The sequence below is a fragment of the Methylomonas fluvii genome, assembly GCF_014850975.1.
GTDB classification, from domain to species: Bacteria; Pseudomonadota; Gammaproteobacteria; order Methylococcales; family Methylomonadaceae; genus Methylomonas; species Methylomonas fluvii.
The window spans coordinates 545,485-568,403 of the sequence record NZ_JACXST010000001.1 but is presented as its reverse complement, the minus strand read 5'-3'; the positions used below and the strand labels follow the sequence as shown (position 1 = coordinate 568,403).

The window sequence follows — 22,919 nt, the reverse complement described above, 5'->3', positions numbered from 1 at the left end:
TCACGCCGCCGCTCCAAACTCGGGTTGCTTGATCAACATAGGCGCCACCGGCTGGGTTTCGTCCCGGTAACAATCCGGCGAGTTGTCCCGCAGCGGCAGATCGCTGTTGTCCGGTTGCCAAGGCCCAAAGCCGACACCGCGCTGAAACACAAAAATCTCGCCGCTGTCCGGGTCTTTGGCACTGAGATGCACCCAGCCGCCGCCGATCAGTTCCCGCAGGCTTTCCTGCCGGCCGTAAATTTGCTCCAACACCGCGGTTTTAGCCTCGACGATGATTTGTAAACGCATGGCCTCGTGAATTTCTATCATCTGCCGGGGCAAACCGGTGCGCAAATCGCTGCCGGCGCCTTCCATCACCGCGCAAAAACCGGTCAGATTGTGCGGCACTTTCGAGCCGCAACCCAGCCGCTCGTTATTCACGGTGGAAAAATAATATTCCAGATTGATGCCGGCGCCGACCGGACCGACCGCCAGCAAGATGCCTTCCAGCACTGTCCCCTCCGGGTCCTGGCTAGGATCGTAGGAAATCAAAAACAGGCGGCGGTCAAAAAACGCACCTTGCGTTAACGAGCGCCTGCCGACCAACGCAGCCGCGTTGGTGGCATGGCCCAGCTCCGGTCGAGCCTGGGAAAAATCGGCAGCGCGATTTAGAAAATGTCGCAAGGCCTGTTTGGGCTGTGGCCGGCGCGGCGCCGACGCCAAACGCCGGCAACGTTCGTGTGCCGACATGCGCTGCGCGTGTTGCATCTGCTGCTTAAATTTGTTGAAAGCCAGTTGGCGCTCCTGCGGTACGGCGCTGCTGTCATACCAGATGATGTCTTCGTCGCAGGTGTTGTGTTCGGCGCCGATGAACCAGGTGTCGGCAGGGATAACGATGCCGCGTTCGGCCAGTAATTGCCTGACTTCTGGCCGGTTTGCCATTGCCGCGAACAGCCGGGCGTTCGGTCCGCCGTGTCGGCCGCTGCAGGCGCCGCAATCGTATGCAGATAAATGCGGATTGTTTTGGCTCATCGAGCCGTGGCCCATCAATACGACCAATTCGGCAAAGCCGTAAGTCAGACCGGTATTACGCAAAAATCCGGCTATGCGCTCGGCTTGCTCCTGGTCGGTAAAGCCAAATCTGGGTTGTTGGGGCGAGGCCGGCGTCTCGGGGTTGCCAGCGGTAAAATGTAATTGCGATGGCACGTCGGGCGCGATTCCTTTCGCCACCGCAGTCAGCAACTGATGCTGCGCTTTGGGAATGAAACTTTTCGCCAGCAAACCGAGCAAAGTAAACGGCGCCATGGCATTAATCACCGGATACGCTAGTAGCGCATCGCGGCGCAAACCGTGCTGGAGCAAATTGACGATCCGTTGTTTCAGATTGCGGCCTTGCCGGTGGCGAGCCAGTGCTTGTTCCTGGCCGGGATGGCTGCACTCTTGAACATTGTGGGCAGGCACGACCACTACCGGACAAAGGGCCGTTAATTTGCTGTCGTCCAGGCCTTGATAATTCATCGGTACGCCAAAAAAACCGGCGGCTCCCAGCGTTTCGATAGCCGGATTGAGTTCTTCCAAATGCCGGCGGATGCCTTCCTCGCGGTCGTCCATGCAAAACACGATTTGTGCTTCGGGTCGGCTGTCGCGCTGCGCCCAACGACCTCTATTGTGATTGGCATGCAAGGCGTGCAGCAGCGCTTGCTGATAGTGGCGCTCGTAAGCGCTAAGCCAGACAGTATTGCGATCGGCTTCGCTGAAAGCGTCGATGCTGGCCAAGCAATTCAATAATTGGGCGGATTCGATATGCTGCACGTCGCGGGCAGTTAAGCCGAGTAACTGGCAGAATCGAAACAGCCGCCAACCCTGGTTATAAACATTGAGATTTGAGGATGGGGGTGCCAATGGACTGAGTTGCCAGGTCCAAATTCGTTCGGCCAAAGTCTGCCAGGCCTGCTTGTCCCGCGCCGCATCGTTAAGCAAAGCCTGCGCCGCCAGCGCCAAATACTCCGGCAATTGACCTTGAAACAAAGTATGCCTGACCGAAAACTCAGCCAGGTTTTTCAAAAAATAACCGCGGAGTTTGTCCAGTTGCGCCTCGCAACTCCATTGCCGCCGACATAGCTGTTCCGCGTAAACCCGATCCAGGGTTAAGCGTATCGCCAGGTAATCCGCCAATAGAGGTTGGGTGGCGTCGCCCGCTTGATAATCGGGATGAGTTTGCCGCCAGTTGATCAAACCCGACCAACCAGGCAGCTCAAGCGCCAGTCTTTGCAAATAGTCTGCCCAGCGTGATTCCGGGACTGCCAGCGCCGTCAGTTGTTGGGCGATGGCGTCGATGGCGTCGGCGGGCAGCGCCGCGGTCACTGCTTGCCAATCATGCAATTCATGAAAAATCGGTTGGGCATCGTAGATCAAACTCTCCCGCCAAGCTTGATACAAACCCAATTCTTCCCGCTTGGGTAAACGCCAGGCCGCCAATCCTTCATCCAATAAGGATGCGCACAGGCGAATCAATTGCCGCCGCACCGTGTCCAGAATATCCTTGCCGGTCAACGCCAGCAGCAATCCGCGTAAGGTCAAACTGCCGCCGACCCGTGCAAAAAGGCTTTCGAGGCTCTCCATGCCGGATTGGCGCATCTGCTGTTCTGCGCCGGCATTCGCCGCATTCGGCAGCCATTGCCGGATTTGCTCGACGGACAGATCGAGCAAATCTTCCGGATGCAAATCCGGCATTTGCAAACCAAGCTTGGCGAGCAAGCCATCCCATAACTCTGAAGCCTTTTCGCCGTTGCTTGACATGTTCTCCAAGACCCCGAGCTCACGCACCTGCCAATCGAATTGCGCGGGCGTCAGGGCCGCCAAATCGTGCAGCAATGACAGTCGGTAAAGCATGTCTCGCGTGATGATTTTGCCATTAATTGTGCAAATTTCGGCGTCTAGCGCATCCGCAAATTGCTGCGCCAACGCGGCATCGATGTCGTCATCGGCTATCCGGCCCTGCGCATAAAACTCGCGAAACTGTTCGGCAGGCAGATAACAACTGACACCCGTCAATTCGGTAAATTCCGCCAGCGCTTGTTCGAACGGCAAATGCTGAAAGCCATGCAAGGTGTTGTGATGCACGAAGTCGTGAATCGGCGCTTGCCCCGGCAGCAGATGATCTAGGTGATGGATCGCGCCTATGATGATGTCGCGCGGAGAAGCGATGTTTGATATGGAATCGTGCATGATCAAATCAATTCCATATTCATTGACACGCCGAACAATTGGGGTCGTCCGTTGAAGTTGGTAAGGGTGTTTATCCCGTATGCTGCGCCGAGCACCGGAGCTTTTGGCAGGATCAGCCCGTAGGGGCGATGCAGGGATGCATCGCGTTGCCGAAGGGGCAGGAAGCCCCTTTCGGCAACCCCTGCCAAAAGCGAGGAGCGCAGGAAATGAGCTGCATCCGGGCCGCCTTTTCTTTGGCTACTTTCTTTTGGCGGAGCAAAAGAAAGTAGCTCGGCTGTCGGTCCGAGAACCGACATTAAAATGCCGTCGCGATAGCGACACATCATTATCCAAGCGACCGCATGTGCAACAAAAAACAACATCACGGCAACCTCTCCCCCATCACCGCCAACATCTTCCCCACCGTCGCGGTCGACAAATCAATCAACGGCGCCGGCAGCAAACCAAACAACACAATGCCGCCAACCAACACGCCGGAAGCCATCAGTTCCAAAGATTTCAGGTCGGCAATCTCGCGCATCTGCGGTTTCACCGGCCCGGTAAACAGTAAGCCGATGGTGCGCATCGCATAGGCAGCGCTGATCAGAATACTGAGGCTAAAAAACACCATCAAACCTCCCCATTCCTGAAAGCCGCCGATTAGGGTATGCAGTTCCGCAATAAATCCCACGGAGCCGGGCAAGCCCATGGCCGCCAGCAAAGTCAAGGTGGTTAAGGTGGCGAAGCGCGGCATGACCTGCACCAGCGAACTGTAATCTTGAATGTTGCGGGTATGCGTGCGCTCGTAAAGCAGGCCCACCAATAAAAATAACGCGCCGGCGATCAAGCCGTGCGCAGTCATTTGTAGAATTGCGCCGGTGAAGCCGGTTTGATTCAGCGCGGCAATGCCCAGCAGGACCACGCCCATATGACTCAATGAGGAGTAAGCCACCATGGCTTTCAGATCGCGTTGCCGCCAGGCCAGCAAGCCACCGTAAAGCATGCCGAATAGAGCCAGAAATACCAGCAACGGTTGGATGAGTTTGGCGGCAACCGGCAACATCACCACGCAGCGCAGCAAGCCATAGGCGCCCATTTTCAGCAAAATACCGGATAGCAAAATACTAATCGGGCTGGGTGCTTCAACGTGAGCCAACGGTAGCCAGCCATGCAAGGGAAATATCGGCATTTTCACGCCAAAGCCAATCAGGAAACCCAGCAGAACCAAAACCTGTTCGATCTCCGGCATGTTTTGCGCGGCTTGGCCCATTGAGGCCATCAATGAGCCCTGGTTTTCCAGATCGTATTGACTGATCGCCAATAAACTCAGCAACATGAATACCGAGCCGCCCATCGTGTACAACACGAAATTCAGGCTGGCGGCATGCCGGCGCTTGCCGCCCCAGCGGTCGATCAGGAAAAACAGCGGGATCAAGGTGACTTCCCAGAAGATGTAAAACAGCGCCCAGTCTTGCGCCATAAACACGCCGAGCATGCCGAATTCCAGCAAGAGAATGGAGATGTGATAGCCCTTGATGCTATCGGACAGGGAAAACGAAGCCAACAGGGAAATACTAGTCAACAAGGTCGCCAGTACCAGCATCGGCATGGACAGGCCGTCTACACCGAGCGCGTAGGCGCTGCCAAGCTTGGGGTTAAGGGGATAGAACTCGCTAAATTGCAGTGTCGTGTCGCCGGCGTCGAACCGGGCCAATAGCAAGCAGGCCAGCAACAACGCCGCCAAGCTGAATACATTAGCTACAATTCTGATCAATCGGCTATTCCGGCCGGAGACCATTACCAGCAATATTGCCCCCAGCGCCGGGGTCCATAACAGCGCGCTTAGCATCACCATTGTTATCGTTTAAGTCCAATACAACAAGCATTCTAACGACATTTGGTTGAAAAAAGCCAATTTGGGAAAAAATTGGTTTAAATAAACCAGCCCTATCCTTAAGACTTCGCACCTCGGGCGATAGAGCCGATTTCGCAAAGCCTGGCGCTTCGTGTAACCTAAGCGCAGCAAAAAGTATCGGGATTTGGGGATCCTACACATGCCTAATAAGGTCACGCTGGCGATTGGCGACAATAACTCTGCGACTTTTGTAAACGCTGTGCGCATGAATGCCACCCAAGTTCTTTGTCCCGTTTTCCCGCGAATTGATAGCCTGTAACAACTATGCAAATCCACATGATAGCCGTCGGCAACAAAATGCCGGACTGGGTACAGCAAGGTTATAATGAATATGCCAAGCGGTTGCCGCGCGAATGCGAGTTGCTGCTCAAGGAAATTGCCCCGGACAAGCGCCGCAGCGGCGACATTGCCCGGATAACCAAGGACGAAGGAGAACGGATGATAGCGGCATTGCCCAGCAGGGCGCACGTGGTGACGCTGGACATACCCGGCAAGCCCTGGACCACGCCTAATCTGGCGCAAGCGCTGCAACGCTGGCTGGGTAACGGCCAGCCGGTGGCACTGATGATAGGCGGACCGGAAGGCTTGTCTCAGCAAGTGCGCGACCTGGCGCAGGAATCCTGGAGCCTCTCACCGCTGACCTTCCCGCATCCTTTGGTTCGAGTAATTGTCGCTGAACAAATCTACCGGGCCTGGAGTCTGCTGAATAATCACCCGTACCATCGTTAAGCGCATGTATCCACAACTGATCCTGGCCTCCGCCTCACCACGCCGCAGCGAATTGCTCAAGCAAATCGGCATCCGTCACAGTATCATGGCGGTCGATATTGACGAAACGCCTTGGCCGGGCGAAGCGCCGGCCGCTTACGTCGAACGGGTAGCAGCGGAAAAGTCCGCGCTCTGCCTGGCGACGGTCGGCACTGATTTACCGGTACTGGCCGCGGATACCAGCGTGATTTGCGACGGCCGCATCCTCGGCAAACCGGACGATTTGCAGCACGCCATTGAAATGCTCAGTCATCTGTCTGGTCGCAGCCATCAAGTCTATAGCGCGGTATCCTTACGCGGTGAGCAACACTGGCAAGCGCTTAGCGTCAGCGAAGTACGCTTCCGACACTTGAGCCATCAGGAAATCGTCGCCTATTGGCAAACCGGGGAACCGTGCGACAAGGCTGGCGCCTATGCCATTCAAGGCTTGGCCAGCGTATTTATCGAATCGATCACCGGCAGTTTTTCCGGCGTGATGGGCTTACCGCTCTTCGAAACCGCGCAAATATTAAGCCTAGCAGGCATAGACATCATCCCATGAGCGAAGAAATATTAATCAACGTCACGCCGCCGGAAACTCGGGTAGCGGTGATCGAAAACGGCGTCCTGCAAGAACTGATTATCGAACGGGTCCGGCAAAAAGGTTTGGTCGGCAACATCTACAAAGGCGAGGTGTGCCGCGTGTTGCCGGGCATGCAGGCGGCTTTTGTCGATATTGGTTTGGAAAAGGCGGCGTTTTTACATTTATCCGATTTCAGTAGCAAGGAACTGGCCGAAAAAGCCTCGGAAAATATCGAGCATTATTTAAAGGAAGGCCAAAAACTGGTGGTGCAAGTTACCAAAGATCCGCTCGGCAACAAGGGCGCGCGACTGACCACCGACATTTCCATCCCGTCCCGCTACCAAGTTTACATGCCCTATGCCGGTAACTCCGGCGTGTCGCAACGTATCGAATGCGAATCCGAGCGCACCCGCTTGCGGGCTTGCATCGAAGCCTATCAGCTGAAACACCAGGTGCCGGGCGGCTTCATCGCCCGTACTGCGGCCGAGTGTGTGGAAGACGTGATTTTGTATTCTGACATGACTTTTTTGCACAAACTCTGGGAATCCATCCTGGAAAAAAGCAGCAAGGCCAAGGTCAAAACCTTGATCCACGAAGATCTGCCGCTCAGCATTCGCACCTTGCGGGATTTGTACAAAGACGGCATCGAAAAAATTCGGGTCGATTCCAAGGAAACCTTTCTCAGACTGGTCGAATTCGCCGAAACCTTCGTACCGGAGATCGTTTCGGTGATCGAGCATTATTCCGGCGAACGGCCGGTGTTCGATATTTACAACGTCGAAGACGAAATCAGCAAGGCGCTGGACCGTAAGGTCAAACTCAAATCCGGCGGCCATTTGGTATTCGATCAGACCGAATCGATGACCACCGTTGACGTCAATACCGGCGGCTACGTCGGTGGCCGCAATCTGGAAGAAACCATCTTCAAGACCAATCTGGAGGCGGCCCAGACCATTTCCCGTCAGCTGCGGCTGCGCAATTTGGGCGGTATCATCATTATCGATTTCATCGATATGCAAAGCGAGGATCACAAAAAGCAGGTGTTGACCGCCTTGCAGCGCAATCTGGACAAGGATCACGCCAAGACCAAGATCACCGAAGTATCCGCACTGGGTCTGGTAGAAATGACCCGCAAACGCACCCGCGAGAGTCTGGAGCATATCCTCTGCGAGCCTTGCTCGACTTGCGGCGGCCGCGGCGTCTTGAAAACCGCCGAATCGATCTGTCTGGAAATTTTTCGGGAAATTATTCGCGTGGTCAGGCAATACAATGTCCAGCAGATCCTGGTATTAGCGTCCGAGCAAGTCGTGGAAATGCTGCTGGACGAAGAAGCCGATATGCTGGCGGAGCTGGAAATGTTCTTGAAAGTCGGTATTAAAATCCGCGCCGAAGCCGAATATAACCAGGAGCACTACGACGTGGTGTTGTTATAGGCGGCTATTTTGGTTATTCATCACGTTACCCGGGCTACCCGACACCTGTTGTTCTGGTCGCTGATCACGATTGCCCTCGTCTTGAGCGCGGTACGGGTTTTTTTGATCGATATCGCCGATTACCGCAGCGCGCTGGAGCAAAAAGTCCGCGAGACCACCGGTATTCCGCTGCATATCGGCAGGCTGGGCGCGAATATGCGCGGCTTCAGCCCGGAATTATTGTTGCGGGAAATCGCTATCGAAGCCACCGAAGCCGGGGCCAAGCCGGCTATCCGCCTGCAAGAAGTACGGATCGGCATCGATTTGCTGGAATGGCTATTGACCCAGGACCCCATGGCTGCGAGTTGGGTGACGCTGGTGGGCGCCAAACTGGATATTCTGCGTAATGAGGACGGCAGCCTCAGCATCAAAGGTTTGCAAAGCAGCGACGGGCAACCGTTGTGGCTGTTACAGGGCGGCAAATACGAGATTCTGCAAAGCCAGGTGACGTGGCAGGATCTGAAGCGGCATCGGCCGCCGGTGACTGTCGAACACTTCGATTTGCTGATCAAAAACCACTATCTGGATCAAAGCCACGAGCTTCATCTAATAAGTAGTTTGCCGGAGCAATACGGTGACAGCTTGCGCATTTCCGCCCGACTTGACGGCAATATCTTCCAGGCCAATGGCATAAACGGCCAAATTTATGTGGAAGGCAGCAATCTGCAAGGGCCGGCTTGGCTGATCGAGGATTTACCGCTGGGCTTGCATTTGGAATCCGGCTCAGGCGATATACGGATCTGGAGCCAATGGCGCGAATCGATGCCCTACCAAGTAAGCGGTTATCTGCAAGGCCAACAGATTAAACTCAGCAGACAGCAAGGCAAACCGCTGCAACTCGACACCTTTGAAGGCAATCTGGCCTGGGCTGAACAAAATGGTCGGCAACGCTGGAGCGCCTACGACGTCAATGTCTTCGCCAATCATCAGCGCTGGCGGGATGGCGAGCTCTATCTACAGCAGGATGCGCAAGGCAACCTCAGCGGCGTGATCAAACAGTTGAATTTGCAAGCCTTGATGCATTTGATACCGCCGTTTCTGCCGGCAGAGCAAACCGATTGGGCTAAATGGCTGGAACTCAATCCACGCGGCACTTTGCACGATCTGTCGTTTTACGCTGAGAGTAATCAGCAACGCTATGCACTCAACGGCCATTTCAGCCACCTTGGTAACGATGCGCAAGACGACGTGCCGCAAATACAAGAGCTAAGCGGCTCAATCGTTGCCGGCGACCAGGGCGGGCAACTGATATTCGACAGCACAAACGCCAAATTCAATGCGCCACAAATGTTTAGGAGTAGCCTGGACGTCCCGCGCTTGCAAGGCCGAGTCAACTGGCGGCAGACCGACAGCGAATGGCAAATCTCCAGCGAAAATCTGCAACTGGACAGCGCGGCCTTTCGCACGCAAACCCATCTGCAACTCAGCATCCCCAAGAATGACGACAGCGCTGTCATTGATATGTGCACCCGTTTCGACAATTTCAAAGACATCAGTAACGTACCGCAATACCTGCCGGCCAAAATCATGGGTAAGGATGCGGTCGCCTGGCTGGACGATGCTTTTATCGGCGGGCATATCGACAAGGGCGAAATGCGCTTGAATGGCAAATTGGCGGACTTCCCGTTTACCAACGGTCCCGGCCTATTTGAAGTAGTGTTTGAGATAGACGACGGCGAAATTCAGTTCAATGCCCTGTGGCCGCATTTGCGCGCGGTACATGCCGATGTGCAATTTCTCGGCGCGGACCTGAAAGTGGCGATCAATGGCGGCCATAGCGAAAACGTCGACATCAATCAAGCCGTGGTCTCGATTCCTGACCTAGCCAATAGCGACTACGTTTACGTGTTGGGCCAGGTGCAGAGCAAGTTACCGCAGAGTTTGCAGTATCTGCAAAAAACCCCGTTACGCGCCAAAATCGATCCGCTGGCCAAAGTGTTGGCACCGGATGGCCATACCCAAGTCGATCTGGATCTGAAAATCGCTTACTACGAAACGCTGCCGACCACCGTTAAAGTGGATGCGCATCTGGATAAGGCTCGCTTAATGGTGAAGCCGGTCGATCTGGCCGTCAACGACATTAGCGGTGTGCTGCGTTTTACCGAAGACCGGGTCAGCAGCAACCGCCTGGAAGGCAGTACTCTGGGTTATCCGATACATGCCATCCTGCAAAGCGATGCCAGCGCCACGCAAATCCTGATAGACGGCACCACCGACATCCAGCGCTTGGAAAAGCAATTCAGCTTCCTGAAAAATCAGGTTGCCGACGGCAGTTTTAACTATCAAACCGTATTGACGCTGCCTTACGATGCGGCTAAGCCGTCCACCCTGAGCATTAACAGCAACTTACAGGGCGTAACGATCAACACCCAGGATGCTCTGGCCAAATCGGCCGATCAAGAGCAAGCATTGAATCTAAGCTTTATTTTTAACAACAGCCCATATTTGCCACTAAAAATTACTTACGGCAAGGAGTTGAACTCTGCGCTGTTGATCGACGGCAAACAAAATCAACTCCATTCCGGGCATATCGTCTTCGGCCGGAACTCGGCGGACTTTTACGAGCCTGCGGGTTTGAAACTGGAAATCAAGCAGCCGCAATTCAAATTGTCCGACGCGCTTGCGGCATTCTCCGACAACGAAACCCAGCAACGTTTGCCGGCGTTAAAAGAAGTTATTCTGGATACCGAGCAACTGATCTGGCAAGGCCAGAACATCGGCGCACTAAAATGCCGGTTGCAGCATATCAATCAAGCTTGGCAAGCCACGTTGGACAGCGCGATGGCACGCGGCAAATTGACGATCCCCGACCAGCGCGGCGGCACCAACATCATCAAGCTGCAAATGGATTACCTGAATTTATCGGCGATGGACGGTTTGAATTTCGATGCTGCGGAAGAAGTGGTCACCGATCTGCCCTTGATCGACATCGATAGTAAACAGCTGCTATGGCGCGGTGTCGATTTGGGCAGCTTAAAGCTGGATACCGAGCGGCTGATCAACGGCATTCATTTCAAGCATGTGCAACTGGCCAGCGTGGCTGGGACGATAGATTTCAGCGCAGACTGGATCAAACTGGTCGGCGGCAGCTCGACGCAATTGACCGGTAAGCTGAACATGAACGGCTTTGGCTTGTTCTTGTCGCAGCTAGGTTTCACCGATGATTTAAGAGGCACGCATGCCGAAATCAATTTCAACGCCGGCTGGCGCGGCGCGCCACAGCAGTTTTCAACAGCCAACCTGACCGGGCAAATGCAGCTCAAGTTCAGCGACGGCCGCATTTCCAGCATAGAACCCGGCTTTGGCCGCTTGCTGGGCTTGATCGCCATGGAACAATGGGCCAAACGCTTGAGTTTGGACTTTACCGACGTCTACCGGCAGGGCTTGGCCTTTGATCAGATTACCGGCGACTTTAAAATCAGCAACGGCTTGGCCTATACCGACAATTTATTGATCGACGCGGTATCGGCGAAACTCAGCATAGCCGGCACCGCAGACCTGGTGAAAAAGACCATGGACCACCGCGTTGCCGTCGTGCCCAAGAGTTCCGGGGCCGTGCCGATTGCTGGTACAATCGTGGGCGGTATCGCTGCCGTCATTACCCAAGTGGTGACTGACGATTACAAAGAAGGTTATTTTTTCGGCTCGCAATACAAACTTGCCGGGCCCTGGGGCAATGTCGAGGTCACGCCGTTACACGATCAGGACGGCTTGGTGCAAAAAGCTTGGCGCGGATTAACCGGCGGCTGGCTGGAGTCGCTGAGCAAATGAACGGCTCTGCTGAATAAACTTCCCCAACAGTTAAAACTATCGAAAACAATTAGAATCAGGGACACCTCATGACCATATGTGCCGCCATCCAGATGGCCTCCGGACCGCAAGTCAGCGCCAATTTGCTCGAAGCCGAGAAACAGATCGCCGAAGCCGTAAAAGCCGGTGCGAAACTGGTAGCCTTGCCGGAAAACTTTGCCATCATGGGTATGAATGAATACGACAAGGTTAAAGTCAGCGAGCAGGATGGAAACGGCCCGATTCAGGATTTTCTGGCTGCCACCGCAAAAAAATACGGCATCTGGGTAATAGGTGGCACCATGCCGATGCAGGCCTCCGCCCCCAATAAAGTCCGCGCGGCTTGTTTGATTTACAACGAGCAGGGCGAGCGAGTCGCCCGTTACGACAAAGTGCATTTGTTTGACGTCAGCGTGCCGGATACCGCCGAGGAATACCGCGAGTCCGACTCGGTGGAAGCCGGCGACGCTTCCTGCGTGATCGATACGCCGTTCGGCCGGCTGGGCGTGGCGGTTTGCTACGATTTGCGCTTCCCGGAATTTTTTCGGCCGATGACCCGGCAAGGCCTGGACATATTGGTCATCCCTTCCGCGTTTACTGCCAAAACCGGCGCCGCGCACTGGGAAGTGTTATTGCGGGCCCGCGCCATCGAAAACCTTTGCTACGTCATTGCGCCAAACCAAGGCGGCTTTCATATGAACGGCCGGCAAACCTACGGCCACAGCATGGTGATCGATCCTTGGGGCGTGGTGCTGGATTGTTACAAAACCGGCCCTGGCTTTGTCAGCGCCGAAGTTGATAAAAGCCGCCTGGAAAAAACCCGCCTGTCTTTCCCGGTGCTGGAACATAGACGCTTTTTTTGCGAGTGAGCCTTATGTTGTTGAGAACGCTGACTTACAGCCTGCCTTGCCTGTTGCTGGTAGCTTGCGCGGATGCGCCGGACAAATACCGCGACACCCACCACCTGGAACTGCCGCCGGTTTTGCCGATAGAACATACCAATCCGCAACCGGCATTAGCCGTCGATGATTTGAAACCCAAATCGGCTCTTGCCGATTTGATGGCGTTTACCGACGATGCCGGCAAACCCGTACTTACTTTGAATACCCGCCCCGACCGGGCTTGGGAAATGGTTGCTACGGCATTGAAAATCAGCAATATCGAAGTGCTGGATAAAAGCCAGGAAGATCAACGCTTTCAGGTGCGTTATGACCCCGACACCAGCGGCAAGGATGTCGGCTTGTTGCGCGCTTTATTGAATAATGATTACGATGAAGCCGAATACACCATCAAATTGAAAGAAGAGCGGCGTGGCTTAACCGTCAACGCCAGCCTGACAAAACCGGAAGACCTGGAGTTTGGCGAAGATGGCTCGGCAGAACTGATTCGCCTGCTGCACAAGGCCATAGACGAAAAAATCATCAACCGCCCACCTGACAAGAAGGCCGACGAGTAAGCGGGAAGGCTTGAATTAAGCGTCGTCCCGGCGCCAATGCCCGGACTTGCCGCCGCTTTTTTCTAGCAAACGCACCCCTTGAATCGTCATGCCGCGATCCACGGCTTTGCACATATCGTAAATAGTCAGCAAAGCAATCTGCGTCGCGGTGAGGGCTTCCATTTCCACGCCGGTTTGGCCGGCGGTCTTCACGATGGTTTGACAATACACGCGACTCAAGTCGATTTGGGCTTGCAGGCTAAGCTCGACATGGCTGATCGGCAAGGGGTGGCATAAGGGAATCAGGTCGGCGGTTTTTTTACTGGCCATGATGCCGGCAATGCGGGCGATGCCCAGCACATCGCCCTTCTTGTGGGTACCGGCCACAATCAGCGCCAAGGTTTCCGGCTGCATCTCTATGTAACCCTCGCAAACCGCTTGACGCTGGGTGATGGCCTTATCCCCGACATCCACCATATGGGCTTCTCCGGCGGCATTAAAATGAGTGAGCGGCGAATGGGACATGGCATACTAGGCAAGTGAAATCAGCCAAGCATTGTATTACCGGGTGAATAAAGATGTCGATTAAAGTGCTTTACTTTGCAAGCTTGAAGGACCGGATTGGCCGGAGCGGCGACGAACTGACAATCGAGGCGCCGCTGACGGTAGTTGAGGTTTGGCAACGGCTTAATCCGAACATGGACATACCCGATACGCTGTTGGCGGCGGTGAATATGGAGTACGTCGGTCTGGATGCCAAGGTTAGCGATGGCGACGACGTCGCGTTTTTCCCCCCGGTCACCGGAGGTTGAAATGATGACCATCAAACTTAGCGCCGAGATTTTCGATCCCTGGCAAGAATTGGTCGACTTTCAAGCCCAAGCTGTCGACATGGCCGGCAAATACGGCGCCACCGGCGTTTTCGTCGGCACCATGCGCGACTTCAATCAAGGCGACGAGGTACGCGGTATGTACCTGGAGCATTATCCGGGGATGACCGAAAAGCAATTGCAGCGTGTTGTCGAACAAGCCCAAGGCCAGTGGCAATTGTTGGACGTGTTGCTGATCCATCGCATCGGCCAGATATTGCCCAACGATACGCTGGTGCTGGTGGCCGTGTGGTCCGCGCACCGCGGCGACGCTTTTGATGCCAGCCGCTTCATTATGGAAAACTTGAAAAGCCAGGCGCCGTTTTGGAAACGGGAAACCTTGGAATCCGGGCAAATACGCTGGGTCGAAAAGAACAGTGACGGCTATTCAAAGTAACCGTAATGCCAGTTAAGACTGGCGCAAATTACCGGTGGCCTTTGACTCGGCAGCGTAATTTACCGTTGGCATTTCGGCCAATGACTGGGCTTGCAGCTGCTGTTGCAGTTCGGCAATTTGCTGGTTGGACTGAGTAAGCTGCTGTTTCAGTTCATTGATGGTTTCATGCAGATATTCGAAGTGAACTTGAAAATAGCGCGCCGACGGAAAGCAGGCATCCAAGGCTTCCGGCGACATTTTGTCCAATTTGGTTCGAGATCGTCTTGTTTTCATATTACACCTAATCATCATTATCGGCTAAAGCATACCCATTCGGCATGATTGCTACGATGCTGTTAATAGTAAGACGTTCCAGAACGTAAATCCCCCACTTAAAATACCAAATATTTTAGCAATCGCTCCAACCGTCAAGCATACATACCCGGTAACCAGCCACGCTCGACGCATTCTCGAAAATTCCATTGTGGCATATTCTCGGTTTTATAGCTCCAGAAAAACCAGCCCAGATACTTTTCGAACACGGCCAACTGGGCAACTGCGTAGCCGCGACAAGCGATATCGAACTGCATGTCGTCCATCTGCGTATGGACATGATCGAAAGGCCCCTCGGCCCAAAGCATCGCCAGTTTTGCATCCAAGTCCAAATCCCCTTTGACAAAGTCCATAAATAGACTTATTTTAACTAAAAGTTTAGATAAGTTGTTTGGAGGGCTTATGTTATTTACCGCTCAAGCGCATTTACCGGCCGACAGCGCGCTGGTGGCCGGCGCGGCATTACGGACCTTTTTTAATATCGCCGATGCCTGGGGTTTGAATGTCGAGCAGGCGATGGTTTTACTGGGGCTGGATTCGCGCAGCACGTATTTTAAATGGAAGAAAAACCCGGAAAGCGCCAGTCTTAACGCCGATAAACTGGAAAGGCTGTCTTATATCTTTGGGATTTATAAAGCCTTGCAGATTTTACTGCCTAAGCCGGACGCGGCGGATGGCTGGCTGCATCAAGCCAATCAGGCGGCGCTGTTTTCCGGGCAATCTGCGTTGCAACGCATGTTGTCCGGGCGAGTGGCGGATTTATACGTGGTGCGCCAGTATCTGGATGCGCAGTGCGGTTGGGCCTGATGGTGGTAGCGAAAATCAGTCGGATAGATTGGCGGCCTTGCTGGCGCTTGGTGCCCAGCCGGTTTCCGCCCACGGGTTTATTCGACAGAGTGGCCGACCCGGCCGACCTGGACGTGGTGTTTGCTATCGAAGCGTTGACTAACGACAGGCTGCGCGATGAAGCCGGCGAAATCAGCTTGGTCGCGGCGGCGGACCGGATTGTCGGACCGGGGACTACACCTATCATGGCGGCCTTCACGCATCTCAATCCGGAAGGCAGCCGGTTTTGTGACGGCAGTTACGGCGTGTATTACGCGGCCAAGGACATCGATACCGCGATTGCCGAGACCCGTTTTCATCGCAATCGGTTTATGGCCGCGACGCAACAGGCACCGATTGACATCGACATGCGCAGCTATGCGTCGGATTTGAATGCCGATTTGCACGACATTCGCGGCCGGCAAACCGAATTATCGGAAATTTACGACGCCGACACCGGCAATTACGCTGCCGCGCAGGCCTGGGCCAGGCAGTTGCGAGCAGACGGCGCGGACGGTATCGTCTATTCCAGCGTGCGCGCTGCCGGTGGCGAATGTGTGGCGGTGTTTAAACCGCGTTTGCTGGCGCCGGTCAAACAAGGCGCGCATTATTGCTATGTGTGGGACGGCCGGCAAATCAGCACGGTTTATAAAAAAGAACTTTACCAGCCCGGTGTGTAACGGATAACCATGCTCGATTTGCCAGCACCCAGCCAAGAAAACGATTTTTACGAGACCCATATCCAATTGCTGCTCCAAAGCTATCAGCAACTACTGGGCAAGCCGCTATTGGAAACGTCCGCAAACATGGCGTTGGGCCGGCAAGTCTATGAAGCCGATTTTGCTTTGCTATCTCACGACACCGCCGCCGATCCTGTATTCAATTACGCCAACTGCACCGCACAAGATTTATTCGAACTAAGTTGGCCGGAATTTATCGGCATGCCGTCGCGTTTTTCGGCGGAACCCGTCAACCGCGAGGAACGCGAGCGCTTGCTGAATCAAGTGACCAGCCAGGGTTATATCGACAATTACAGCGGCGTGCGTATCGCCAAATCCGGTAAGCGTTTTTTGATCGAGCGGGCGGTGGTGTGGAATGTCTACGATAATGCGCAAGCGTATTACGGCCAGGCGGCTTGTTTTAGCGACTGGCGCTTGTTACCCTGAGCTCGTCCATTCCGATCAACTCATTGTCTGCGAGAAATTTATGTTGAAAACATCCTTAAAACGTAGCGGCCGCTTATGCTGCGGCGTGTTGCTAATGCTGGCGGGCGCGGCGCAGGCCGATGAAGTGGGTTGCGTAACTACGGCCTGGAAACTGATCGGTGCCAATCACAAGGTCTGCGTCGATGCGTTTGAAGATCCGAAAATCCCTAACGTGATTTGCCATATCAGCCAGGCCAGATCGGGGGGTATTTCCGGCGGTTTGGGTCTGTCGGAAGATCCGTCGGAATTTTCGCTGGCTTGCCGGCAAATCGGCCCGATCACATTGCCTGCCAAACTGAGCACGGAAGAAACCGTGTTTTCGGAAAGCACCTCGCTGTTTTTCAAGTCCACCAACATTACCCGTTTGTGGGATGCCAAGCACAATACCCTGGTTTATTTGGCGATTAGTCGCAGAGTGATCGAAGGCGCGCCGGCCAACAGCGTGTCGACTGTGCCGGTGATGCCTTGGGGTAGATAGGGCGTTGTGAACCCTATCCCAGGTCCAAAGGTTGGTCGGCAACGGGTTTCATCCATTTCAATAAGGCCTCGTAAAGCGTGGCCGGCAGAATCGGTTTGCCGATGAAGTCGTTCATGCCGGCGGCCAGGCAGTGTTGATGATCGCCGTGCATCACGTTGGCGGTCATCGCAATGACCGGTAGGTCGCGGCACGCCGGGATTTGCCGTAACAGCCGGGTAGCTTGGTAGCCGTCCATCACCGGCATTTGCACATCCATCAGCACACAGTCGTAGTGGTTATGCCGCAACTTCTCCAAGGCCAGTTCGCCGTTTTCGGCAATATCCACCGCTAATTGCGCTTGTTCCAACAGCTCGATGGCGACGATACGGTTGATTTCGTTATCTTCCACCAGCAACACCCGCCGCCCCTGCAGCCGCGCCAATTTACCGATGTCTATGCTGGTGCGGTGACGGCGGATTTGGAAATTGCGGATGGTATTCAAATCGGTGGCACCCAGCAGCACGTTAAAGGTAAAGGTGGAGCCGACGCCGGGTTCGCTGCGGACTTCTATGCTGCCGGCCATTTGCTCTATCAATTGTTTGGAGATTATCAAACCCAAGCCGGTGCCGCCGTAGTTGCGGGTCACGCTGCTGTCGCCCTGGCTAAAAGCCTGGAACAACTTGGTTTGCTGTTCGGCGGTGATGCCGATGCCGGTGTCGCTGATGGCGAATTGCAGACGCACCGAGCGCGCATCGCGGCTGATTTCGCTGAAGCTGACGGTTATCTCGCCGTGCTCGGTAAACTTGATGGCGTTACCGATGAGATTGATTAAAACCTGCCGCAGCCGTTGCGGGTCGCCGATTACCGCATGATACTCGCCGGCCGGCGGCCTGATTAGTTGAATCCCCTTATTCGCGCTAAGTTGCAACATGGTGGAAAACACATGCTCCAGCATCTCTTCCAGTAGAAAGGGTATGGTCTCCATCTGCATTTTGCCGGCTTCCATTTTGGAGAAATCCAGAATGTCGCCGATCAGTGTCATCAAGGAATGCGCGGACGACTCCACCCGTTTCAGATATTCGCGCTGTTTAAAGCTCAGTTCGCTATTTAGGCACAGCTCCACCAAGCCGACAATCGCGTTCATCGGCGTGCGGATTTCATGGCTCATATTGGCCAGGAACTGGCCCTTGGCCTGATTGGCGGATTCCGCATCCCGTTTGGCGAGCTCAAGCTCCTGCGTGCGGCTTCGCACCTGGCTTTCCAAATCGGTCTCGTGCGCCTGGATTTGCGCGAGCATATTATTAAAGGCTTCGGCCAAATCGCTGATTTCGTCGTTACCGGAATAATCCGAGCGCCGGCTGTAATCGTGGTCTTTTTCGATTTGACGCGCGGTATTGGCCAATTTCAACAAGGGCCCCAAAAACGAACGCTGCAAACGCTGCACATACAAGGCCACCACACTCAAGGCGATCAGGATAATGCCGGTGTTAATCAGGGTATTGAACAGCAAGGAGTGGTAAGAGCGTTTCAGGTCGGCAACCAGGGTAATGTGGCCGACAATCTGTTTATTTTTATGCAAAATCGGCAGGGTGATCTGCCTGGTTTTCGATAGCCAGGCCGGCCACCAGCCGTGCCAATTGCTTGCCGGTTTTGCGTAACGGACCAGCGTGACGCCGCTGGGGGTTTGGATTTGCCCGGCGATGATGTCCGGATCGTGGGCCAGCGCATCCAATACTTCCTGGGCGGTTTGATTATCGTCGAACAACAAGGCAAAGCTGCTGTTTTGGCCGATCATATTCGCGGTCAAGGTCAGTTTTTGACCAATGTTCTGCTGCAAAGCCGAATATTCCCGAATCGACAGCGACACCGTCGCCACCATCAGGCTTAACATCACCATCACTCGCAGGATTTTACCCAGCTTGCGGCTGATGGAAATGCGAGGATTTGTTGACGCTGTCATTCTATTATTTCGGCCATCCGCAGTAATTTCGAACTCAGCTTTAAATCGGCTGATTTCACCGCGGCTAAATTTACCACCAGTTTTAACCTGTTGTCGCGCAACGTAAATTGCACCATACCCCCGTGGTTAGCAAAGTTTTCCACGTCGCCGACCAACAACACATGATGCAGGCGGGCTTGCTCGGTCAATACCGGTGTTAAGCCGGCCAAGTCGCTTAGAAATAAGATGCTGCATTGGGTAATGTCGGGGGCGTCGGCCAGATTGACATGAACCGCATTACCGTTGATTTGCTGGCCTTCCAAAACCGGCAGATAGGCGCGTAACAGGCTGTGGCCTTGCAAACAAATCGTCACCGGCTTGGTAGTCGGCCATTGCGCCAATTCTGCAAAATGGAACAGATAGGCGGTCTTTAATTGAAACTCACGGCTTTGGCTATTTTCCTGCGCGCGCGCTGATCCGGCGAACCAAACGCAGACGCTGAGTAGCAAAAGGGTGAGCAGACGCATGGGCGCTATCAACCGTCTTAAAAATGCCAGGAGATTTGCGCCAGATAGCCGCGTTGAATCTGGCTGGCGACCGGTATGTACAGTACGTCGCTGAATTCCGGATGCTGGTTATCCAGCAGATTTTGCCCGCTGATCGATAACTCCAAATTTTTATGCGGGTGCCAGCCCAGCCGCAAGTCCAGCGAGATATAGGCCGGAATGCTGCGTCGGTCGATATACACTTCATCGACATAACGGGCCCAGGCGTCCAGTTCGATTTCGCTGGTCAGGTTGTACAAAGAGCGCAGTGAGACATTGTGTTGCGGATTGAAATGTTCTTCGGTGAGCGGATCGCGAAACCAGGGCTGATTTTTATCGTAATTGACCGAGAATTGGTTGGCACTATACGACGCTTGCAGCCGCCAATCGGGATTTACCCGGTAATTGACCGCCAACTCCAGGCCGTAACTGTCCACTTGCCGGTAATTGGCCACGGTGGCCTGTTTGATAGTGCCGAAAATAGGGTTGTTATAGGTCACACTGGTAAATTTGGTGCCTTGCATCCGATCATAGATGTTGTAAAACAAGGCGCTATCAATATCGAAACTCGTGGAAACTTGCCAACGCCAGCCCAATTCGTAGGCCAGCAAGTTTTCCGTGAGCATGTCCGGGTTGGCTTTGGCTTCGAAAAACCGGTTGGTATCCGGGATTTGTTTGAATAAACGAATGCTGTGTTGCGCCCGATTTGGCAAGACTACGGCTCGCGACACTGCCGCCCACAAGCTGTGCTGCTTGTTGGGTGTCCACAGCAGCCGAGCGTTGGGTTCGGTTTCCCAGCCGGTAAAGGTGAAATGCTCCACCCGGTTGCCAATAGTCAGTTTAAGATCGTCCGTTAAATCGATTTGATCCTGTAAAAATACCCCGACATTGTGTTGCGTGAATTGATTCGGCTCAAAGCCCAGGGTTAGGGTATTGTCGAAACTATCGGCGATATTCTGATAATTCAACCCCCACATCAGTTTGTGGTTGTCGATGATGGCCGGCAGGGTATGTTGAAAATCCAGGTCGTAATGCGAGCGGCTCATCCGATTGACCGCCAATTGCCATTCGGTTTGGGTAAACGCCATATTCAATCGCCAATCGTGGCCGCTGTCGGTGCGATGCGACCAGTTGCCCTGCAAACTGCCGGTTACGCCGTCTCTGCCGAAATCGTCGTTTTGCCACAGCGGCGCTGTCGTCGAGGTTTTGCCGATATAGTAACCCCCCAGCCGGTAGCGGGAGACGTTGGCTTCCAGCATCAATTTGTCCTGGGCGCTGAGTTGGCTGTCCAACCGAAAATTGGCGGTCTCGGTATCGCCGGTGTCGTGGGTATCTTGCCGGCCGGCCAAATCAATACTGGCGTCGCGCACCATCGTACTGATGGTGCCGCGCAAGAATGTCGATTCAGACAACTTTTGGCCGTAGCGAATCCCGCCGAAACCGCGCTCCTCGGTGCCGCCGCCGGCATTGAGCAAGCCGCCCTGGGTATCGCGAGCCGAACGGGTGATGATGTTGATGGTGCCGTTCACGGCATTGGCCCCCCACAAACTGCCGCTGGGGCCGCGTAATACTTCGATGCGTTCAATGTCCGGCAGCGACGGGTTTTGCTGGCCCCAATACACGCCGCTGATCAGTGGATCGTAGATGCTGCGGCCGTCTATCATCACTTGCAGCTTGTTGGCGTACAAATCGTTAAAACCGCGTGCGCTCACCGCCCAATTCCAGGCATTGATTTTAGCCACATTCATGCCCGGCACCATGCGCAAAACCTCGGGCAGGCTGGTGGCGCCGGAACGGCGGATGTCTTCCGAGGTGATCACGAACGCTGCGGCTGGGCTGTCCTTGACGGTTTGTTCTTGCCGCGCCAGGCTGGATACTTCCAGTTCGGTGAGTTCCTCCCAACTTAGCGGCAGCAATTCGTTGGTCGCTTCGATGTCGGCCGGGTTTCCTTGAGCAAGCACTTGCATATTTGCCAGACAAAGTCCGCTGCAAAAGTAGGCGAATTGACGCAGATAACGGTTAATCAGCATGACATTTAGGCGTGGAGAGGCAAGGTTGCCGTTATTATAAAAGCCTTAAGCGTTAACTGGGCAAATCAGTTGATGATGGGCTGGGTCAATAGAGAACCATGGCAAACTAGCCAGCCTGCGGGATTGAATAAAAGCCTCTCCTCGCAGGTGTCGTAAAACAGGGTTTTGTTCCTTCTCCCCTCGGAAGAAGGTTAGGATGAGGCTTATAAAACAGTAATTTACCACCGTTCTATAAGCCTGTGCCGGGGGAGTTGCCGTTTTTTCGACGTCCTCCGCCGGGAGTATTGGGTACTGATTCTTCGCGCTGTCGAGCTATGCTTAAAGCAAGGCCGCCACTGCCGCGCATTCCGCGCTAGTCAACTCAAAATCGAAAATAGCCAAATCCTCGCGGATATGTGCGGCGGATGTAGTGCCGGTTAACGGCACGATGCCGTTCTGCGTTAAATAGCGGAAGAATATTTGCGCCGGGCCGCGCTGGTATTTTTCCGCCAACGCATTCACAGCCGCGTCAGCCAGGATTTTGGGGTTGGCCGTCAGCGTCCAGAAGCTTTGGTAGACGATTTGCCGCTGCCGGCAAAACGCCCGCAGCTGTTTATCGTAGCCGGTATCGGCATAAAACCGGTTCTGCAACACGGCGGGTTTAACCGTGGCGTTTTCGTACAAAAACTCGAACAAGGCCGGATCGTAGCAATTACTGATGCCCAATTGCTTAGCGCCGCCGCTTTGCTGGATCGCTTCCAGCGCTTGCCAAACCTCCAGCAATTGCTTGCGGTCCGCCAACGGCGAATGCAGCACCAAGCCATCCAGATAATCGGTTTGCAGATTTTTTAACGAAACCTGGAACGATTGTGCGACTTGCTCGGGCAGACTGGCCTTGGCATCGTAAGGTATCCGTAGCGGATCGTGGCCGTTCAGCGGCGTGAATTTGCTTTGCAAGTAAAGATCGGCGCGCGCCAAACCTAATGTCCGGCAAGCCGCCGACACGCCTTCGCCAACCCCGGCCTCGTGATAATGTTTGGGCTGGCAAGCCGTATCGATGCCGCGAAACCCCAGCGTCAGCGCCTGTTCCACCAGCGCGGCGGTCCGCTCCTGCTTCCAGGCCGTACCATAAATAATCCCCGGCATACGCACGCCGGCGGCGGAAATAATAAAGTCGTTGGTGCTCATCACAGCTCCCGTAAAAGCCTTGATCTTCGGTGATCACGGCGTGGGC

22 protein-coding genes are annotated in these 22,919 nt (G+C 54.4%); 12 read left to right on the top strand and 10 right to left on the bottom strand.

The window, feature by feature from the left end:
- From EBB_RS02665 to EBB_RS02655, 3 genes are read right to left on the bottom strand one after another with little or no spacing between them, the layout of a single operon-like run.
- On the bottom strand, positions 1–3,207 hold the full coding sequence (locus EBB_RS02665; RefSeq protein ID WP_192392346.1) for a DUF2309 domain-containing protein: 3,207 nt from the start codon (positions 3,205–3,207) through the stop codon (positions 1–3).
- A gap of 2 nt (positions 3,208–3,209) precedes the next feature.
- Positions 3,210–3,572: a hypothetical protein gene (locus EBB_RS02660; protein WP_192392345.1), complete on the bottom strand. Its 363-nt coding sequence runs from the start codon at positions 3,570–3,572 to the stop codon at positions 3,210–3,212.
- Complete coding sequence (locus tag EBB_RS02655; protein WP_192392344.1) at positions 3,569–5,041, bottom strand: complex I subunit 4 family protein; 1,473 nt, start codon at positions 5,039–5,041, stop codon at positions 3,569–3,571. Before EBB_RS02655 ends, EBB_RS02660 begins: the two co-directional genes overlap by 4 nt.
- Before the next feature lie 324 nt (positions 5,042–5,365).
- Between EBB_RS02655 and rlmH the strand changes: the two genes are divergently transcribed.
- The 6 genes from rlmH to EBB_RS02625 all read left to right on the top strand — a co-directional run bounded on the left by rlmH (position 5,366) and on the right by EBB_RS02625 (position 13,148).
- Complete coding sequence (gene rlmH / locus EBB_RS02650; protein WP_033157571.1) at positions 5,366–5,830, top strand: 23S rRNA (pseudouridine(1915)-N(3))-methyltransferase RlmH; 465 nt, start codon at positions 5,366–5,368, stop codon at positions 5,828–5,830.
- 4 nt (positions 5,831–5,834) lie between these two features.
- Complete coding sequence (locus tag EBB_RS02645) at positions 5,835–6,410, top strand: Maf family protein (protein WP_192392343.1); 576 nt, start codon at positions 5,835–5,837, stop codon at positions 6,408–6,410.
- Positions 6,407–7,864: a ribonuclease G gene (gene rng, locus EBB_RS02640; RefSeq protein ID WP_192392342.1), complete on the top strand. Its 1,458-nt coding sequence runs from the start codon at positions 6,407–6,409 to the stop codon at positions 7,862–7,864. The genes EBB_RS02645 and rng overlap by 4 nt, the downstream gene beginning before the upstream one ends.
- A gap of 9 nt (positions 7,865–7,873) precedes the next feature.
- A complete protein-coding gene (locus EBB_RS02635; protein ID WP_192392341.1) occupies positions 7,874–11,674 on the top strand; it encodes a YhdP family protein in 3,801 nt (1,266 codons plus the stop codon).
- 68 nt (positions 11,675–11,742) lie between these two features.
- The gene (locus tag EBB_RS02630; protein WP_192392340.1) at positions 11,743–12,561 is read left to right on the top strand and encodes a carbon-nitrogen hydrolase family protein; all 819 of its coding nucleotides are present in this window, start codon (positions 11,743–11,745) and stop codon (positions 12,559–12,561) included.
- Between the two features lie 5 nt (positions 12,562–12,566).
- On the top strand, positions 12,567–13,148 hold the full coding sequence (locus tag EBB_RS02625; protein WP_192392339.1) for an outer membrane protein assembly factor BamC: 582 nt from the start codon (positions 12,567–12,569) through the stop codon (positions 13,146–13,148).
- 15 nt (positions 13,149–13,163) lie between these two features.
- Here the strand turns inward: EBB_RS02625 and moaC are convergent, their stop codons facing one another.
- On the bottom strand, positions 13,164–13,652 hold the full coding sequence (gene moaC / locus EBB_RS02620) for a cyclic pyranopterin monophosphate synthase MoaC (protein WP_192392338.1): 489 nt from the start codon (positions 13,650–13,652) through the stop codon (positions 13,164–13,166).
- A gap of 53 nt (positions 13,653–13,705) precedes the next feature.
- Here moaC and EBB_RS02615 point away from each other — a divergent pair, with 53 nt between their 5' ends.
- Together EBB_RS02615 and EBB_RS02610 are read left to right on the top strand one after the other, a co-directional pair.
- A complete protein-coding gene (locus EBB_RS02615; RefSeq protein ID WP_192392337.1) occupies positions 13,706–13,939 on the top strand; it encodes a MoaD/ThiS family protein in 234 nt (77 codons plus the stop codon).
- Between the two features lie 4 nt (positions 13,940–13,943).
- Entirely contained in the window at positions 13,944–14,393 is a 450-nt protein-coding gene (locus EBB_RS02610; protein ID WP_192393513.1) for a molybdenum cofactor biosynthesis protein MoaE, read from the top strand.
- 12 nt (positions 14,394–14,405) lie between these two features.
- On the opposite strand, the gene EBB_RS02605 is transcribed toward EBB_RS02610, so the two are convergent.
- Positions 14,406–14,666, bottom strand: coding sequence for a hypothetical protein (locus EBB_RS02605; RefSeq protein WP_192392336.1), 261 nt, complete (start codon positions 14,664–14,666; stop codon positions 14,406–14,408).
- Between the two features lie 134 nt (positions 14,667–14,800).
- Positions 14,801–15,058 (bottom strand): hypothetical protein, encoded by a 258-nt coding sequence (locus EBB_RS02600; protein ID WP_225587208.1) that lies wholly within the window; start codon positions 15,056–15,058, stop codon positions 14,801–14,803.
- 49 nt (positions 15,059–15,107) lie between these two features.
- Here EBB_RS02600 and EBB_RS02595 point away from each other — a divergent pair, with 49 nt between their 5' ends.
- Genes EBB_RS02595 through EBB_RS02580 form a run of 4 tightly spaced genes read left to right on the top strand, consistent with a single transcriptional unit; the run spans position 15,108 to position 17,213 of the window.
- Positions 15,108–15,512 carry an MbcA/ParS/Xre antitoxin family protein gene (locus EBB_RS02595; protein ID WP_192392335.1) on the top strand — a complete coding sequence of 135 codons (405 nt, stop codon included), beginning with the start codon at positions 15,108–15,110 and terminating at the stop codon, positions 15,510–15,512.
- The gene (locus tag EBB_RS02590; RefSeq protein ID WP_229427524.1) at positions 15,497–16,210 is read left to right on the top strand and encodes an RES family NAD+ phosphorylase; all 714 of its coding nucleotides are present in this window, start codon (positions 15,497–15,499) and stop codon (positions 16,208–16,210) included. Before EBB_RS02595 ends, EBB_RS02590 begins: the two co-directional genes overlap by 16 nt.
- Before the next feature lie 9 nt (positions 16,211–16,219).
- Positions 16,220–16,696: an MEKHLA domain-containing protein gene (locus tag EBB_RS02585; RefSeq protein ID WP_192392334.1), complete on the top strand. Its 477-nt coding sequence runs from the start codon at positions 16,220–16,222 to the stop codon at positions 16,694–16,696.
- A gap of 40 nt (positions 16,697–16,736) precedes the next feature.
- Complete coding sequence (locus tag EBB_RS02580) at positions 16,737–17,213, top strand: CreA family protein (protein ID WP_192392333.1); 477 nt, start codon at positions 16,737–16,739, stop codon at positions 17,211–17,213.
- Between the two features lie 13 nt (positions 17,214–17,226).
- Here the strand turns inward: EBB_RS02580 and EBB_RS02575 are convergent, their stop codons facing one another.
- The 4 genes from EBB_RS02575 to EBB_RS02560 form a co-directional block, all read right to left on the bottom strand.
- Positions 17,227–19,152 (bottom strand): ATP-binding protein, encoded by a 1,926-nt coding sequence (locus EBB_RS02575; protein WP_192392332.1) that lies wholly within the window; start codon positions 19,150–19,152, stop codon positions 17,227–17,229.
- Positions 19,149–19,658 carry a YfiR family protein gene (locus EBB_RS02570; RefSeq protein ID WP_192392331.1) on the bottom strand — a complete coding sequence of 170 codons (510 nt, stop codon included), beginning with the start codon at positions 19,656–19,658 and terminating at the stop codon, positions 19,149–19,151. Before EBB_RS02570 ends, EBB_RS02575 begins: the two co-directional genes overlap by 4 nt.
- A 17-nt stretch (positions 19,659–19,675) precedes the next feature.
- The gene (locus EBB_RS02565) at positions 19,676–21,706 is read right to left on the bottom strand and encodes a TonB-dependent receptor plug domain-containing protein (protein WP_192392330.1); all 2,031 of its coding nucleotides are present in this window, start codon (positions 21,704–21,706) and stop codon (positions 19,676–19,678) included.
- Positions 21,707–22,024: 318 nt separating this feature from the next.
- A complete protein-coding gene (locus tag EBB_RS02560; protein WP_192392329.1) occupies positions 22,025–22,873 on the bottom strand; it encodes an aldo/keto reductase family protein in 849 nt (282 codons plus the stop codon).
- Positions 22,874–22,919 lie beyond the last annotated feature (46 nt).

What these genes read in the sequence shown, in the direction of transcription:
- EBB_RS02665 (WP_192392346.1), bottom strand. Translation starts at nt 3,207, where the DNA reads ATGCACGATTCCATATCAAACATCGCTTCTCCGCGCGACATCATCATA.
- EBB_RS02655 (WP_192392344.1), bottom strand. Translation starts at nt 5,041, where the DNA reads ATGGTGATGCTAAGCGCGCTGTTATGGACCCCGGCGCTGGGGGCAATA.
- rlmH (WP_033157571.1), top strand. Translation starts at nt 5,366, where the DNA reads ATGCAAATCCACATGATAGCCGTCGGCAACAAAATGCCGGACTGGGTA.
- EBB_RS02645 (WP_192392343.1), top strand. Translation starts at nt 5,835, where the DNA reads ATGTATCCACAACTGATCCTGGCCTCCGCCTCACCACGCCGCAGCGAA.
- rng (WP_192392342.1), top strand. Translation starts at nt 6,407, where the DNA reads ATGAGCGAAGAAATATTAATCAACGTCACGCCGCCGGAAACTCGGGTA.
- EBB_RS02630 (WP_192392340.1), top strand. Translation starts at nt 11,743, where the DNA reads ATGACCATATGTGCCGCCATCCAGATGGCCTCCGGACCGCAAGTCAGC.
- EBB_RS02625 (WP_192392339.1), top strand. Translation starts at nt 12,567, where the DNA reads ATGTTGTTGAGAACGCTGACTTACAGCCTGCCTTGCCTGTTGCTGGTA.
- moaC (WP_192392338.1), bottom strand. Translation starts at nt 13,652, where the DNA reads ATGTCCCATTCGCCGCTCACTCATTTTAATGCCGCCGGAGAAGCCCAT.
- EBB_RS02615 (WP_192392337.1), top strand. Translation starts at nt 13,706, where the DNA reads ATGTCGATTAAAGTGCTTTACTTTGCAAGCTTGAAGGACCGGATTGGC.
- EBB_RS02610 (WP_192393513.1), top strand. Translation starts at nt 13,944, where the DNA reads ATGACCATCAAACTTAGCGCCGAGATTTTCGATCCCTGGCAAGAATTG.
- EBB_RS02605 (WP_192392336.1), bottom strand. Translation starts at nt 14,666, where the DNA reads ATGAAAACAAGACGATCTCGAACCAAATTGGACAAAATGTCGCCGGAA.
- EBB_RS02600 (WP_225587208.1), bottom strand. Translation starts at nt 15,058, where the DNA reads ATGGACTTTGTCAAAGGGGATTTGGACTTGGATGCAAAACTGGCGATG.
- EBB_RS02595 (WP_192392335.1), top strand. Translation starts at nt 15,108, where the DNA reads ATGTTATTTACCGCTCAAGCGCATTTACCGGCCGACAGCGCGCTGGTG.
- EBB_RS02585 (WP_192392334.1), top strand. Translation starts at nt 16,220, where the DNA reads ATGCTCGATTTGCCAGCACCCAGCCAAGAAAACGATTTTTACGAGACC.
- EBB_RS02580 (WP_192392333.1), top strand. Translation starts at nt 16,737, where the DNA reads ATGTTGAAAACATCCTTAAAACGTAGCGGCCGCTTATGCTGCGGCGTG.
- EBB_RS02575 (WP_192392332.1), bottom strand. Translation starts at nt 19,152, where the DNA reads ATGACAGCGTCAACAAATCCTCGCATTTCCATCAGCCGCAAGCTGGGT.
- EBB_RS02570 (WP_192392331.1), bottom strand. Translation starts at nt 19,658, where the DNA reads ATGCGTCTGCTCACCCTTTTGCTACTCAGCGTCTGCGTTTGGTTCGCC.
- EBB_RS02565 (WP_192392330.1), bottom strand. Translation starts at nt 21,706, where the DNA reads ATGCTGATTAACCGTTATCTGCGTCAATTCGCCTACTTTTGCAGCGGA.
- EBB_RS02560 (WP_192392329.1), bottom strand. Translation starts at nt 22,873, where the DNA reads ATGAGCACCAACGACTTTATTATTTCCGCCGCCGGCGTGCGTATGCCG.